Genomic DNA, 13419 nt, shown 5'->3' with positions numbered 1-13419 from the left:
ATTAGATCGTGACCTCCTCGTCCGCAAACGTAACTTTCCCGTCTGACAACGCCCCAATGCGAACCAGTGATTCCACACGGTATCCTGCTTCTTTCAGCAAGCGGCCTCCTGGTTGGAACGCCTTTTCAATCACGATGCCAATACCAACCACTTCAGCACCTACTTGCTCCACAATGCGGGCCAGACCAAATGCTGCCTCGCCATTGGCCAGAAAATCATCAATGATCAGTACACGGTCACCAGGCTGCATGAACTTCTTCGCAACTGTAATTTCATTGGTCTCCTGCTTCGTAAAGGAGTACACTTTCTCAACCAGAATGTCTTCCGTGAGTGTAAGTGACTTCTGCTTCCGTGCAAAAATAAGTGGAACGTTGAGTTCCAGCGCAGTCATGATGCCTGGTGCGATCCCTGAGGATTCAATCGTCAGTACACGTGTAATGTTCTCCCCTTCAAAACGGCGGATGAACTCCTTACCGACTTCCTTCATCAGAACCGGGTCCATCTGGTGGTTCAGGAATGAATCCACTTTGAGTACCTGCTCGGACAGGACAATGCCTTCCTGTATTACCTTGTCTTTTAACAATTGCATCGTAATTCTTCCCCCTGTGCGCCCTCCCGTACAGAAGCCTGCATGACCTCGATCCCCGCTGTAAAAAACAAAAAGCCCGCCTTTTTACACGCTGCGGAAGAACCGGAGACGGGAAAAGACGGACTTGTACATATGTGGACAAGCCGCATGGATACTGCAAGTATAATGTAATGGAAGAGCATGATAACAGGATAACTAGAGCAAACCTCAAACTCCCTATTCAAGAAGGGATATGAAGCTACCTGAACATCCTTTTTCAGACACACTGCCCGAGAATCATCTCTCTCCATACCTTAACAACGTTGCAGGATCTTTCCCGTAGTCCGATCATTCCGGTGATCGGGTAGAAACATGCAGGCCTATTCCTGCACATATACGAGTCGGCATATTAAATTTTTAGAGCTCCATGATTCGTTACAATGTATGATCGCGAACCTGAATGTAAAAGTATGAGCGAACTGATAATGTTAGAAGTATACCGAATCGGCGGCGTGAAATAAAGAAGTATTTTCATGGAAGTTGCGGAAACTTGTCTTAATTTGCATTAAAGGGATGATTGCTGCGGTTTTTTTATGTACAATATGAGAACGGAAGCGCGTGTCCGAACGGAGAATCGATGGAAACGCCGCCTGTATTATGAATTTATTGGGTAAAGGAGATTTGCAGACATGAAAGGCGTATTAAAGGAATTTAAAGAATTTGCTGTACGTGGCAACGTCATCGATCTGGCGGTCGGTGTCATTATCGGGGCTGCTTTTGGTAAAATTGTCACTTCCCTCGTCAATGACATTATCATGCCACCGGTAGGTAAGTTGCTTGGAGGGGTTGATTTCAGTCAGAAAATTTTCAATCTGGATTGGGATATGCGAACTGCCAGTGGACAGGAAATCACAACACTCGCTCAAGCCAATGAGGCTGGTGCTACGGTGATTGCATATGGGCAGTTCATCAACGTGATGATTGATTTTCTCATCGTCGCTTTCTGTATTTTCATGCTGGTGAAGGGTATCAATTACATCAAAAGCAAAGAACACAAAAAGCCCGAGCCGCAAAAAACGACCAAGGCTTGCAAATACTGTCTGTCCGAAATCCCGGCTGCGGCTACTCGCTGTTCACACTGTACTTCAGAGCTGGAAGCAGAAGGTAACGGCGCAACAGCTTAATCGATTCCATGCTTCAGTTCATCAGAATTTAAAGTGTACCCAAACTCTATATAGAGGTCAGTAGAGGAACATTTTTATTAAAGCTTTATGTAAAAAAAACTCCTGCTTGATCTGTCAGCAATACTTCTTCATCCGTGTTGTTGCAATCCCGCACGGGGCGGGTGGAATCAAATCGGCTCCCACATGAAAGGTCTCACCGTAAAGGTGGGGCCTTTCTTTATCTCACAAGCAGGTATGTTGCTCTACTGTCATTATTATCTTACGCTCACTATGCTTACAAACTAGAATCGACGCGGCAACAAGTGCTCCAAAATCGACTTCAAATCCCGATCTTCCTTATAAACCTCTTCCCCGGTATCGAGCTCTGTTACCCGGATATAATCAAAATTCATCGAAGCATCCACAGGTTTAAACAACAATTGGCTCTCGTCTTCCAGACGTACGTTGAATCCCATATCCTTAAACATCGTTGTTAGCTGGCTATTCGCCGGTTCCTGACCCTGTCCAACAAATATAAGACCTCTAAGACTTTTACGTTCCTGAGGTTGCGGATAAATGACCTGAAAGTGTACAATGCATTCCATAAGATGGTTCCCCTTTCGTTTAAAACACACTTTGTGAAATTTTGAACTTTAAAACTTGCTATATAAGGAGATACGTATCATGACCCCAGAACGTTTCGACATTTACGACGATCAGCAAAATTGGATAGGTACAGAGCTGCGCAGCGTGGTCCATGCCGAGGGATTCTGGCACCGTTCATTCCACTGCTGGATCGTGCGGGACGAAGGTTCACAGCGGTTGGTTCTATTTCAGCGAAGACGGGATATCAAGGATACCTTCCCCGGATGTTACGACATTACCGCAGCAGGGCATCTCACAGCCGGAGAACAGCTGCATGAAGCCAGTCGTGAGCTTGAGGAAGAACTGGGCGTTCTAGCGCCTTTTGAAACGCTGACCTACCTGTTGACGGCAAGACAGCAACTTGAAGGGCAGGTTCACGGTGTACCTTTTATCGATCGGGAATTCAGCTCTGTCTTTGGACTGTGCTTGAACCAGTCTCTCGAAGCCTATACCTTGCAGGCAAGCGAAGTCGACAGCCTATACGAAGTACCCTTGGATGACCTGATTGCCTTGTTCCGTGGCGAAACCCATGTGATTCAAGCCGCAGGAGTTCAAGCCGTGCAGTCAGCGTCCGATCAGGTGGATCAGGCAAATAGTAACTCTGTTCCTCTTCCCGTTCAAACACGTCATTTGCGTGAGATTAGAGCAGCCGAGTTCGTGCCACACGGTACGGAATATTATATCGATGTACTTGAAGCGTTAGTTCACTTGCCCAAAAACTAACCAATTTTGCCTATGATAAAGTTACGTTCATAGCTTCATTTTCTCAAAAATAGCATGAATTCATACCCTATTACATTAGCTCAACAGGGAACATTTGCTGTGATGAACATCACTGCTTCTGTTAACTAGCATGAAGAGGCGTCTGCCTCATGGCAACGCCTGCTTCCTTTAAGCATGTATTTTGGAGTTCATACTCACTCTGAAGGTACTGACCAATAACGTGCCGAGAGGTTTTGGTATCGAGGTCCGTATCGTGACTCCAGTTCCTCTCCCATGTCCTGCTCCAGTTCATACAACACCAATTCCTGAGCAAAATGATTCAGCAGCAGTCCGGTCATGACCGGATGTTCTGTTACCATCGCTTGAGTGGCGCAAGACTCCCCGCGCATCCCTAACATACACCAACGACGATCGACCACTAAAGAGAACTTCCGGCCATTACCTGCTCCGTATGGAGGCAAACCAGGCCAAGGAGCGGGCTGATCCATAATACCCTCTCCACCATCACATGACCATAACAGGCGCACGCCTCGGTCTTCGGCACGCTGCAAGTCGGCACGCAACAACTCCGCTTCCTCACGCCATACGTCCACCACAATCTCATGTTTGGCCTCAGCCAGTTCACGGCTTAGATTCTCAAATACATTTTTGTCGCCTTCAATGTTGTAAAAGACCGGCTTCTCTGGCTCATGCTGCGGCATGCTGCTCTGCACATATTCAAGAGATGCACGCATCTGACCGGAGATCATGCTTGTCATTTCCTCAGGCTTCAAGACACTGTATTTCGCAGGCTCGCCTGCGCTGCAACGCAGGAATCCCCGCTGTTCCAGCCGTTGCAGGGTGGCATATACATTGGAACGGGACACACCCAGCCTTTTCGCAACCTCATATCCCGAGGCCGAGCCTTGACGAGCGAGTTCCACCATTATTTTAGATTCCATCTCGGTAAACCCCAGATGACGCAAATGATGCAGCAGTTGGTCCATATTCCCGTCCCCCCATGCTGTAAGCAACCAGCGCTGCCACACAATGATTCGGCAGCGCGTCTACTGCATCAGATCTGTTCTGCTCCGCAGCGTGGGCACCATTTCGAACCTTTAGGCAGCTCTGCTGCACAAATCTGACAATTCACCATTTCGCGTGGCACTTCGGTCTGTACGTCCACCGTGTTTACGATCGGATTATTTTCTTTCCAGTATCGAATGCGCTCATCCAGCTCCTGCTGGCGCTCACGCTCCCGTTGCATTTCTTCATCCCGACGGCGTTCCCACTCGGCATCGAAGGCTTCCTTTTCCTCTTGGGTAAATTCCGTACTGTTATACTCGGATTCGGTCTCCAGATCCGCAATGGACGGAATTACCGTGTGATACGGCTCAGCTTCCTCCAGTTCCTCTTCAACTGGTGCATCATAGATTGGTCGCTCCGGGCTTTGGGCCACGGCTGCTTCCTGTCTCGCAGGGTTTGTCGCCCCTACAGATGCTGCTGCGGGTTTGAATTCACCCAACTTGCGTCCGCATTTCGGACAGAAGTTGGCATCCAGTGAAGCGACGTGTCCACACTCGCATAAGCGCTCATTTTTGAGTTGTGCAATCTTGTTGCGCAGTCCATCGATCTCATCCTGCAATTCATCGCACAGCCCTGATAGATCCACCATCTCTTTTTCGGCACGCGTCATGTCCTCTGCGCGATAACCTTCATAGAAGATACGACCCATATCTGTAAAATGGACTTCCTGTTCCTGCTGCAAGCCCACAATCTGATTATTTATTTTTCCGATTTCAACGGCGTGCTGGGCACGCTCTGTTGCTTTGTTTGCTCCGTTCTTAATCCGCTGAAGCAGTTTCATGACATCTCCTCCTCTGTCCCGTCAGAAGTTGAACCTTTTGATTCAACATCCATTTGTTCCAAAACTCATTTTCATTTGATTTTTTTATAGTATATAACTTATACGATATCATGCCAAAAAGTTGCGAAATCTCGCGTGAATGCCCGTTTTCTGCCGATGCTGGATGAATTCGGGGGCTTTCGTCAGGACCATACGTTCGGGTATAATGAAGCTTTGGCCCTGCTGATCCGCCTACTTGGGCGGTTATCCCTATCATACCAATTTACAATGCGATTGTGAAAAGGGCAAATGAATTACTTTTAAGCCGGGATAGTCCTATCCCTGAATGCATATAGAGGTGGATGAATGATGTTAAGTCCGAACTCAACGTTTTACCCCCGTCCGCTTGGGGTTACCCCGGCAGCATCCCTGCCCCAGTCCCCTTCAGCTCCGCTGGAGACCAGTAGGCAGCTCGTGGCCAGCGATGAACGGGATGCGCCTTATTTTCGTTCTCTGGAAGAGGTGGGCATCCGTCTGAACGGACCCCAAATCTCAGCGGTTCGCCACGGCAAAGGACCCCTGCTGACTCTCGCAGGAGCTGGCTGCGGCAAAACAACCGTACTGGCTGCACGAGCCGGCTACCTGATGGAGGTTAGTGGTGCTCACGCGGGAAGCATCCTGCTGGTGACGTTCACGAACAAAGCTGCCACTGAGATGAAAGACCGCATCGCATCGCTGCCTGGCATTCGTCCCGCAGCCGCACGAGCGGTGCAGGCCCGTACATTCCACTCGTTCGCGTTGACGCTGCTGCGTCATTACGGCGTGCAGGAGGAGATTTTTGGTGAGTCCCGTGCGCAGCATACCGTGCTCAAGATGCTCCTGCGTCAGAATGGCATGAGTGAGGCTTTTCAGCCTGAGAGTCTGTTGGCTATGTTGTCCGCTTGGAAAATGCAAGGCTCAGAGACGAGCGATCTTCCCGAAAAATCACAGGAGGAACGAGATGCCAAACGTGTTCTCCTTGGTTATGAAGCCTGGAAGCGGGATCGCAACAAAATGGATTTTGATGATATTTTGCTGCGAGCTGCCGCTCTGCTTCGTGATCCTGCTGTACTGGGTCCGCTTCAGCAGCGTTTTCAGTACATCATGGTCGATGAGTTCCAGGATACGAACAGTCTGCAATATGAAATTGTACAAAAACTGGCTGCCGCCCACCGCAACCTGATGGTTGTGGGAGACGATGACCAGACGATCTATACGTTTAATGGGGCACGGCAGGAATCCATTTTGGAATTCGATAAAGTTTACCCCGGTGCACGCATCGTGACGCTGGATATCAACTACCGTAGCGATGCGCGTATCCTGGGACTGGGCAGTGAATTGGTCGCCCGGAACAAACGAAGACGTGACAAGCGGCTGCGCGCAGCCGGACATCGTGGAGATGCGCCCCGGTTCGCAACCCCCTCCAATGCCGAGGAAGAAGCAGCTTGGGTTGTTAATCAGTTGTGTCAGCAAGTCGAGGAAGGTCTTCATACGTATCGGGATATTGCGATCCTGCATCGGACAGCCAGTAGCAGTCGGGCTATATTTGAGCAGCTTGTGTTGAAAGATGTGCCGTTTGTACAACATGGTGCTTCCCCGGTCTTCTACGACCAGTCATTGATTCGACCTTTAATGGATCATATGCGGTTGTCCCTAAATCCACGTGCTGTAGATGCTCTGCCGAGTGCGCTTGGGCCTCTCTATGTTTCCCGCGATGCCGGACTGGAGTGGATTCAATGCTGTGAAGAGCAGCAAGCGAAGAAATATCCGCTCATTCATCTGGCCAAATGGGACAAGCTAAAGCCTTTTCAACAGGAGCAGGTCAAGGAACGCATCAAGCTGATCAAATCACTGACGAAGCTGAAACCGGTGATCGCGATCCAGGAGATGCGCCGCCAGTTTTACGACAAATATATGGAAAGCGGTGATCCAAGCATCTTTACCCATTATAAGGAAACGATGCTGGAGACACTGGACGAATTCGAAGCTGCCGCCAAAAAATTCGAAACCGTTGAAGAGTTCATCCAATTCGCCGATGAACTCTCCCGCAGACACCGCGAGATGGAATCACTGCGCCGTTCACAGGACAGCGATGCAGTCCAACTGATGACGATACACCGGGCCAAGGGACTTGAATTCCCATGTGTATACTGGATCGGCGCCAGCGAAGGAATTGTACCTCACAGCACGGCACTGCGGCAGGATATCCCTGAAGACCAGAAGGCTGCTCTTACCGTGCAGCAGACGGATGCCGAACTGGACATGGCTCTGGAAGAAGAGCGACGACTTGCCTATGTCGCAATCACACGAGCCAAACAGTACTTATACGTCACTTCTCCCGCCAGTCATCACGGTAAGCCAGCAGACGTCTCCCGTTTTCTACTGGAGGCCTTCGGCATGGAGGTACCAGATAAACGCAAAAAACGCGAGGATGGACCGACTGGTAATCATGCGTCATATGGCAGCGGTAGCAGCAACTGGAAGGGTAACGGGAACACGAATGGTAAAGCTAACGGCAATGAGAGTAGAAATGGAAATGCAGCATACGCCCGTTCAGGTTCACGGCCGCAGGGACGGGATGCAGTGAGTCCAGTTCAGCGTGGTGCAGATCAGCGCAGCGCAATCCGTCAAAGTGATCGGCGTGATTTTGAAGTACTCGATGAACGAGACGAGGATCGTCTCAGTGAACGGCGCGGCAGCGGGGTAATTCGCAATCACACGGCGTTCAGCACCACGGGTATAAGTCAGACCGCTTCGTCCTCCAGCAGTTCGGGGTCGCACTCTTCAGGTGCAGAACGTACAGAGACCGTAGCGATCTGGAAGTGCAGTTCTTCCACCTGCAAAGCATGGCTGCGCCAGAAACCGGATGGTGCTTCTGCCAAGTCATCCAAAAAGGCGACCTCTGGTCCTCCGCCCTGTCCGCTTTGTTCAGGCACCATGGAGGCCAGCACCCGGAAGGTTCCAGTAACTGGGCGGTTCGGAAGGTAACAAGCAAGTATACCAATGCACATTATATGACGTTCAGAGGAAGAGCTGTCCCGTAAGTCATGAGTGTAGGCAGGTTGGCAGCTCTTGTTTTTTGCCTAACAAAACTAGCACACGCTACTTGCTTCCATTTGCTTAGAGCTGAGGTGTAACGAATCACTGAGACCTTATTTCATCTATTTTGGCCAGTTCTAGTTCCTAAAGCCTTTTGATGCATAAATAAGGTCACTGGAGTTCGTTAAAATATTTAATCTTTGAGAATTAGCCTTTTAGTATGCGGTAGGTTCGTTAACGCTTGGAGCGAGAGGAGAATCCCTTTCGAGATAACTCCTTTGCTCAAATTAGAAGAGGTGAGTTATGGAACTGGAAGCTGTAATTAAAGAGCGGATACAAGAAAGATTCGACATATTACAAGAACTGTATACGATATGGTTTACTGAAAATCCAGCTTGTATCGTCCCCAAAAAAAGATTCTATCCGGATGCACATATAGAGTTTGATTTTTTTGAGCAAGGTCGTTTAGATGGAAGAGGCAATGGATGGTCGGTTGTAACCGAGCACCTTGATGAGTAAGACGAAGATGAACGATTGCCATTCGTTTCAGGACGCTTCCTGCTGTTTATTAACAGTAGAAGCGTCTTTTTTCCATTTTAGAATGGAGGTTGAATTATGCAGGACGGCAAAAAGCATTACTATGTATCGGTAACCCATAATCTCATTGAACAGACCAAGAACGAATCAACGCCCTTTGAAGTCATGGTGGACGAAGAACAGCTAAATCGGCTAAAAGACCTGATGAAAGTGCTGGAGGATGAAGATGCCTATACATTGCAACGAGCTCCGGTACCCTACAAATCGGCGGATCATGACGAGGCCACAGAACAATTCTCCGATGGCATGACATTGCTGTACACGTTTCTTTACGACCATGGCACTTCGGATACCCGGCAGGCGATTGAGAGCATGAATGTACTTTCACGCCTGCAAGATACGGATTATGATGATCCGGGGTATGAGAACTCACCGCTGAATAAATGAACCCTTATCATAAAGACTTCCTCTCCGATGAATTCAGGCCAATGACCTGCTTCAGGAGTAACGGAAGTCTTTATTTTTTTACAATTTGGCCCTATTAGTATCATTATTGATACTATAAACCAAAAATAATACTACTGTTTATTTTTTATACTATACTATATATTTTATATATAACTTATTTCTGCGAGGAGGATAACTATAGCGATGGGAAATCCAATCATGATGAAAGCGTTCGGATATTACGAACCTGGGCTAGAGACCGACATACCACCATTTCAGGAGGTAGAAGTTGAGAAACCCCAACCTACAGGAAAGGATTTACTCGTTGCGGTGAAGGCGGTATCTGTTAATCCGACGGATTGGAGATCTCATCTTTCCAAACATCCGGACGATTTATCCCTGACCGTGCCTGGTCGTGATGTAGCGGGAATAGTAGTGGACATCGGCTCCGATTGCAATTTGTTCAACGTTGGTGACGAAGTGTATTATGCGGGGAGCAATATGCGCCCAGGCGGACACAGTGAGTTTCATTTAGTAGATGAACGAATGGTCGGCAGGAAGCCGAAAAATCTGGATTTCGCCCAGGCGGCGGCTTTACCTCTGACAAGCCTTACGGCAGGAGAAGCTTTTTATGAACGCTTGGGCATTTCCAGGAATGCATCGGATAACGAGGGTAAAAACATGCTTATTATCGGGGCAGCGGGAGGCGTCGGATCGATTGCTACTCAATTAGCCAAGCTCGCTGGACTTAAAGTTATAGCAACTGCCTCTCGTCCCGAATCAGTCTCTTGGGTAAAATCAAACGGAGCAGACCATGTGATCAACCATCGTCAACCATTTGGACCACAACTTAAAGGTCTCGGACTCGCTGGTGTACATTATATTTTCGTGCTAAATCATATAGATGAGCATATGGATGAGATGGCAGAAGTTATTTTGCCTCAGGGGAAAATTTGCTCCATTTTGCCCTTCGAAAAACCACCCGAACTTCAAAAGTTATTCTCAAAAAGCGTAACGCTCGTTTGGGAAATGATGTTCACCCGTCCAATGTTCCAGACAGATGATATGATTGAACAACATCTTCTACTTAATGAAATCGCAGATCTAGTGGATGCGGGCAAGATTCATACAACGATGGCAGAGCGGATTGAACCAATTAATGCGGCTAATCTGCTGGAAGCCTACCGAAAGAGCAAATCAGGCACTGCAATTGGCAAAATCGTGTTAGAAGGGTTTGAAAAGTAAATGTACATCCGTTTCGTCTGATCATGATCAATAAATTACCAAAGGGTGTTGTCTCTCCATTGATAAGACGGAGAGACAACACCCTTTAATACCACGTTAGATTCAATCTCTATATCAGTCCAGACGAATCTCCTGACCCTTTTCGGCTGACTCGTAAATTCCGCTCAGCATCCGAGTCGAAGCCACACCATCCGCAATGGGACTGATGGGCTCTGTACCATTTATACAACAATCTACAAAGTGATCAATCTGATTTTGGAAGGCACCGTGAATATCGAGGCCTTTATAGTCTGTCTGAGGTTCAATGTTCAAGATCGTATTGTGTTTCTCAGTGACGATTAGTGTTTGCGGCTCCAGCTCAATTCCACCACGCTCACCGTACAATCTGACTGAAGATTCTTCCCCACGTGCATGCAGGGTAAAGCTCACATCTACCGCCAAAGAAGCCCCATTCTCGAAGCGGATCAGCGCATTCGCCATATCCTCCACATTGTTGACAGCAGAACTGTAATCTGCGGCTTTGTAAAAAGAAAGATGCTCGATATGGGCACGATTGCCCAGTTTACGATACGTATTTCCACTCACCGAAACAGGTTTCGGTTTGCCCATCAGATACCAGCATTGGTCGATAATATGTACGCCAAGATCAATGAGCGGGCCACCGCCAGAACGGTTTTTGTCCGCAAACCAGCCTCCCGGATTTCCCAAGCGACGCAGGATAGAAGCTTTGGCATAATACAATTCACCAAACTCACCCGCATCAATGAAACTGCGCATCATCTGCATATTGTTGTCATACCGACGCACAAAGCCCACGACAAAAGTACATCCGCTTTTCTTCACAGCCTCTTCAATCCGCAGCGCATCTTCCACATTGGTTGCTACCGGTTTTTCCAGCAGCACATGTTTACCTGCCTCAAGGGCAGCGATAGCAAACTCGGCATGCGTATTATTCCACGTACAGATACTAACGGCATCCACATGCGGATCCTTCAGCATCTCGCGATAATCGGTGTACACGGATTGTGCATCATACTTCTCTGCAGCCGCGGCTGCACGCTGTTCGTTCAAGTCACAGATGGCGTAAATAACGGCATTCTCGTTCTTGGCATAACACCTCATATGAAGATCCGAAATGGAGCCTGTGCCAATCATGCCGATATGCAGCATTTTGCTTGTGGTCACCTTCTTCCTCCCTTCCTTTTCCAGAACATGAATATCGTCTAGTCTGCCCGGAGCATGCCTTTGTAAATCCCTGGTGTTGAATTTTCGATCTTCACGGCCCCCAGGGTCTGAGCATAGAAATCCACAGGTCCCGCCGATCCAATAATCGCGTAAGCGTAACCATCTGTCTTCATGGCATGCATACAGGCCAACAACAGCGCTGTGCCGACACCTTTGCCCCGTGCCTCCTGACCAACACCCGTTGGACCAAAGAAATTACGACACGTTGCTTCATAACAAGCGAAACCAATCATTTTCCCATGCTCAAGCGCAATATAACAAGTCACAGGTTGACGTGCAAAAGCTACATCACACTCATCCACCCAGGGCTGGCTAAAATGGGATCTCACCCAATCCAGCACAACCTGCTTCTCTGGTGCGATGGCTCTTCGGATAACAATGGAGGACTCCTCTAACTTTTTCAGTCCACTCTCTTGCTCTGGCAAATGGTAAAGCGCAACCAACATATCACTCATATGATTGCCCCCCTCCTCATATTTGGACGTACCACACCCCCATGTAATCCAGGGTTAATTCAAAGTCTGAATCACACGTTCTCCACTCATTGATCCTTAACCGCATCCTGCTTCTTATAACCGGCAATGTGGTCTGTTTTTCAAATAATAGACTAACATGCTTCTCACATTATTTACCTCAAAGTGCAACACTGGACGAAGTTGTCCCGTCTATAAGTTTGGAACGTGGCCTTAATAGGAGTTTACCGCGTCATAACCAAGATGAGAAGGGATGAAATCAACGATGAACAACAACATGAAAAAAGTTAGCGCCCTAATGGTCCTGTCCTTGGCCCTGGGCGGGGGAGCCGCATACGCAGCAAACCTGGACAGCATTCAGCCCGTCAATTCAACTTCCGTATCAGCCGATAGCAAAGGAACTGAAGCCGTAAAAGTATCTGTGAACGGTGCACCGATGACTGACGGTTATTGGAACAAGGATGGTCAAGAACCCATGATCGCACTGCGTGATCTCACAGAAGCTCTTGGCATTGAACTGAAATGGAACAAGGAAAACAAATCTGCTGAGCTGACAAAGGGTACCCTCTGGACAATTGTTACCACAGGCAAAGACCAGTATTCAGTTAATAAAATGCTGCTTAAGCTGGGAACAGCGCCTGAAATCACAAATGGCACACTGTTTGTACCCGCTTCTTTTGCAGATAAAGTACTGCACGCACAAGTGAATACAACAGGTAACCAAGTAACCATCTCCAGTGAAGAGGAAGTGAAAACCGTTACTGAGCGTGGGGTCATTACGGGAATTAACAGTGAAGGCAAGTATCAATCCATCCATATCGGCGGTGCAGGTACAGATGGTATCGTTCTTAATGTTGGTGAAGATACCGTGTTCAAATCCGCGGATGGCAAAGATATCAAGCTTACTGATCTGACCATTGGCATGAACGTGGAAGCTGAGCACTCAGAGATTGCAACCCTCAGTTTACCGCCTCAAACACCGACTTATAAAGTCACTGTACTGGATACTGCTGCTTCGGAATCCGAAGCACAACCTAAAGAAGTTTTGGGTACAGCAGGCACGATTGAAAATGTAAAAACAACAGAAAATAATGGTACTCAGATCGAGATCTCCGGCTCCCGCCTGACAGAGACAGCACCTGACCATGTTATCCTTAACATTAGCAAAGATACAGAACTGGTGAATCATCAAGGGGAAACGATCAAACCAGAGGAACTGACCAAAGGGGCCAAAGTGATTGGTTTCTATAGCCCTGTCCTGACCCGCAGCTTGCCGCCAATCGGAACGGCTTGGAAAGTAGTAATCGAAACACCAGCCGATCAACCTGAAGCGAAATAAGCTGCCATCTGCCAGAAAAGAAGGCTAGCCTAATGTATGCGTAGAGGTCAATAGAGCTAGATCTCACTATATTAATGCAGAAATAACCTTATCCCACGCTTCCTCCTTCATGGAGGTTGGGGTAAGGTTAT

The 13419-nt window shown here is 48.1% G+C and carries 13 protein-coding genes and 1 riboswitch; of the genes, 7 read left to right on the top strand and 6 right to left on the bottom strand.

What is annotated here, in order from left to right; genetic code table 11:
* Position 1: 1 nt before the first annotated feature.
* On the bottom strand, positions 2–589 hold the full coding sequence (locus tag HP548_RS15445) for a xanthine phosphoribosyltransferase (RefSeq protein ID WP_063567892.1): 588 nt from the start codon (positions 587–589) through the stop codon (positions 2–4).
* A gap of 299 nt (positions 590–888) precedes the next feature.
* Positions 889–988, bottom strand: a riboswitch (purine riboswitch).
* A 269-nt stretch (positions 989–1257) separates the two neighbouring features.
* Between HP548_RS15445 and mscL the strand changes: the two genes are divergently transcribed.
* On the top strand, positions 1258–1752 hold the full coding sequence (gene mscL, locus HP548_RS15440) for a large conductance mechanosensitive channel protein MscL (protein WP_111620196.1): 495 nt from the start codon (positions 1258–1260) through the stop codon (positions 1750–1752).
* A gap of 281 nt (positions 1753–2033) precedes the next feature.
* On the opposite strand, the gene HP548_RS15435 is transcribed toward mscL, so the two are convergent.
* On the bottom strand, positions 2034–2336 hold the full coding sequence (locus HP548_RS15435; protein ID WP_076290555.1) for a hypothetical protein: 303 nt from the start codon (positions 2334–2336) through the stop codon (positions 2034–2036).
* Between the two features lie 79 nt (positions 2337–2415).
* Between HP548_RS15435 and HP548_RS15430 the strand changes: the two genes are divergently transcribed.
* Positions 2416–3099: an NUDIX hydrolase gene (locus tag HP548_RS15430; protein ID WP_175382152.1), complete on the top strand. Its 684-nt coding sequence runs from the start codon at positions 2416–2418 to the stop codon at positions 3097–3099.
* Positions 3100–3293: 194 nt separating this feature from the next.
* On the opposite strand, the gene HP548_RS15425 is transcribed toward HP548_RS15430, so the two are convergent.
* Both HP548_RS15425 and HP548_RS15420 read right to left on the bottom strand, forming a co-directional pair.
* Positions 3294–4085 (bottom strand): TrmB family transcriptional regulator, encoded by a 792-nt coding sequence (locus tag HP548_RS15425; RefSeq protein ID WP_175382151.1) that lies wholly within the window; start codon positions 4083–4085, stop codon positions 3294–3296.
* A 68-nt stretch (positions 4086–4153) separates the two neighbouring features.
* Positions 4154–4945 (bottom strand): zinc ribbon domain-containing protein, encoded by a 792-nt coding sequence (locus HP548_RS15420; protein WP_175382150.1) that lies wholly within the window; start codon positions 4943–4945, stop codon positions 4154–4156.
* 348 nt (positions 4946–5293) lie between these two features.
* Here HP548_RS15420 and HP548_RS15410 point away from each other — a divergent pair, with 348 nt between their 5' ends.
* From HP548_RS15410 to HP548_RS15395, 4 genes are all read left to right on the top strand, one after another.
* Positions 5294–7951 (top strand): UvrD-helicase domain-containing protein, encoded by a 2658-nt coding sequence (locus tag HP548_RS15410; protein WP_175382148.1) that lies wholly within the window; start codon positions 5294–5296, stop codon positions 7949–7951.
* Between the two features lie 354 nt (positions 7952–8305).
* The gene (locus HP548_RS15405) at positions 8306–8521 is read left to right on the top strand and encodes a hypothetical protein (protein ID WP_175382147.1); all 216 of its coding nucleotides are present in this window, start codon (positions 8306–8308) and stop codon (positions 8519–8521) included.
* A 96-nt stretch (positions 8522–8617) separates the two neighbouring features.
* The gene (locus tag HP548_RS15400; RefSeq protein WP_099858799.1) at positions 8618–8986 is read left to right on the top strand and encodes a hypothetical protein; all 369 of its coding nucleotides are present in this window, start codon (positions 8618–8620) and stop codon (positions 8984–8986) included.
* Between the two features lie 204 nt (positions 8987–9190).
* Entirely contained in the window at positions 9191–10231 is a 1041-nt protein-coding gene (locus HP548_RS15395) for a zinc-binding alcohol dehydrogenase family protein (protein ID WP_409347658.1), read from the top strand.
* A gap of 114 nt (positions 10232–10345) precedes the next feature.
* Here the strand turns inward: HP548_RS15395 and HP548_RS15390 are convergent, their stop codons facing one another.
* Entirely contained in the window at positions 10346–11401 is a 1056-nt protein-coding gene (locus tag HP548_RS15390) for a Gfo/Idh/MocA family protein (RefSeq protein ID WP_175382212.1), read from the bottom strand.
* Positions 11402–11454: 53 nt separating this feature from the next.
* A complete protein-coding gene (locus tag HP548_RS15385; RefSeq protein WP_072734885.1) occupies positions 11455–11931 on the bottom strand; it encodes a GNAT family N-acetyltransferase in 477 nt (158 codons plus the stop codon).
* A 295-nt stretch (positions 11932–12226) separates the two neighbouring features.
* Between HP548_RS15385 and HP548_RS15380 the strand changes: the two genes are divergently transcribed.
* Positions 12227–13288 (top strand): copper amine oxidase N-terminal domain-containing protein, encoded by a 1062-nt coding sequence (locus HP548_RS15380; protein WP_181393250.1) that lies wholly within the window; start codon positions 12227–12229, stop codon positions 13286–13288.
* Positions 13289–13419: the final 131 nt, after the last annotated feature.

It is taken from the genome of Paenibacillus taichungensis, assembly GCF_013359905.1.
Lineage (GTDB): Bacteria > Bacillota > Bacilli > Paenibacillales > Paenibacillaceae > Paenibacillus > Paenibacillus taichungensis.
The sequence above is the reverse complement of the archived record's forward strand: the minus strand, read 5'-3'. Positions and strand labels throughout refer to the sequence as shown.

Coding starts and splice junctions, on each gene's coding strand:
- HP548_RS15430 (WP_175382152.1), top strand. CDS start 2,416: ATGACCCCAGAACGTTTCGACATTTACGACGATCAGCAAAATTGGATA.
- mscL (WP_111620196.1), top strand. CDS start 1,258: ATGAAAGGCGTATTAAAGGAATTTAAAGAATTTGCTGTACGTGGCAAC.
- HP548_RS15435 (WP_076290555.1), bottom strand. CDS start 2,336: ATGGAATGCATTGTACACTTTCAGGTCATTTATCCGCAACCTCAGGAA.
- HP548_RS15395 (WP_409347658.1), top strand. CDS start 9,191: ATGGGAAATCCAATCATGATGAAAGCGTTCGGATATTACGAACCTGGG.
- HP548_RS15390 (WP_175382212.1), bottom strand. CDS start 11,401: ATGCTGCATATCGGCATGATTGGCACAGGCTCCATTTCGGATCTTCAT.
- HP548_RS15425 (WP_175382151.1), bottom strand. CDS start 4,085: ATGGACCAACTGCTGCATCATTTGCGTCATCTGGGGTTTACCGAGATG.
- HP548_RS15410 (WP_175382148.1), top strand. CDS start 5,294: ATGTTAAGTCCGAACTCAACGTTTTACCCCCGTCCGCTTGGGGTTACC.
- HP548_RS15385 (WP_072734885.1), bottom strand. CDS start 11,931: ATGAGTGATATGTTGGTTGCGCTTTACCATTTGCCAGAGCAAGAGAGT.
- HP548_RS15405 (WP_175382147.1), top strand. CDS start 8,306: ATGGAACTGGAAGCTGTAATTAAAGAGCGGATACAAGAAAGATTCGAC.
- HP548_RS15445 (WP_063567892.1), bottom strand. CDS start 589: ATGCAATTGTTAAAAGACAAGGTAATACAGGAAGGCATTGTCCTGTCC.
- HP548_RS15400 (WP_099858799.1), top strand. CDS start 8,618: ATGCAGGACGGCAAAAAGCATTACTATGTATCGGTAACCCATAATCTC.
- HP548_RS15380 (WP_181393250.1), top strand. CDS start 12,227: ATGAAAAAAGTTAGCGCCCTAATGGTCCTGTCCTTGGCCCTGGGCGGG.
- HP548_RS15420 (WP_175382150.1), bottom strand. CDS start 4,945: ATGAAACTGCTTCAGCGGATTAAGAACGGAGCAAACAAAGCAACAGAG.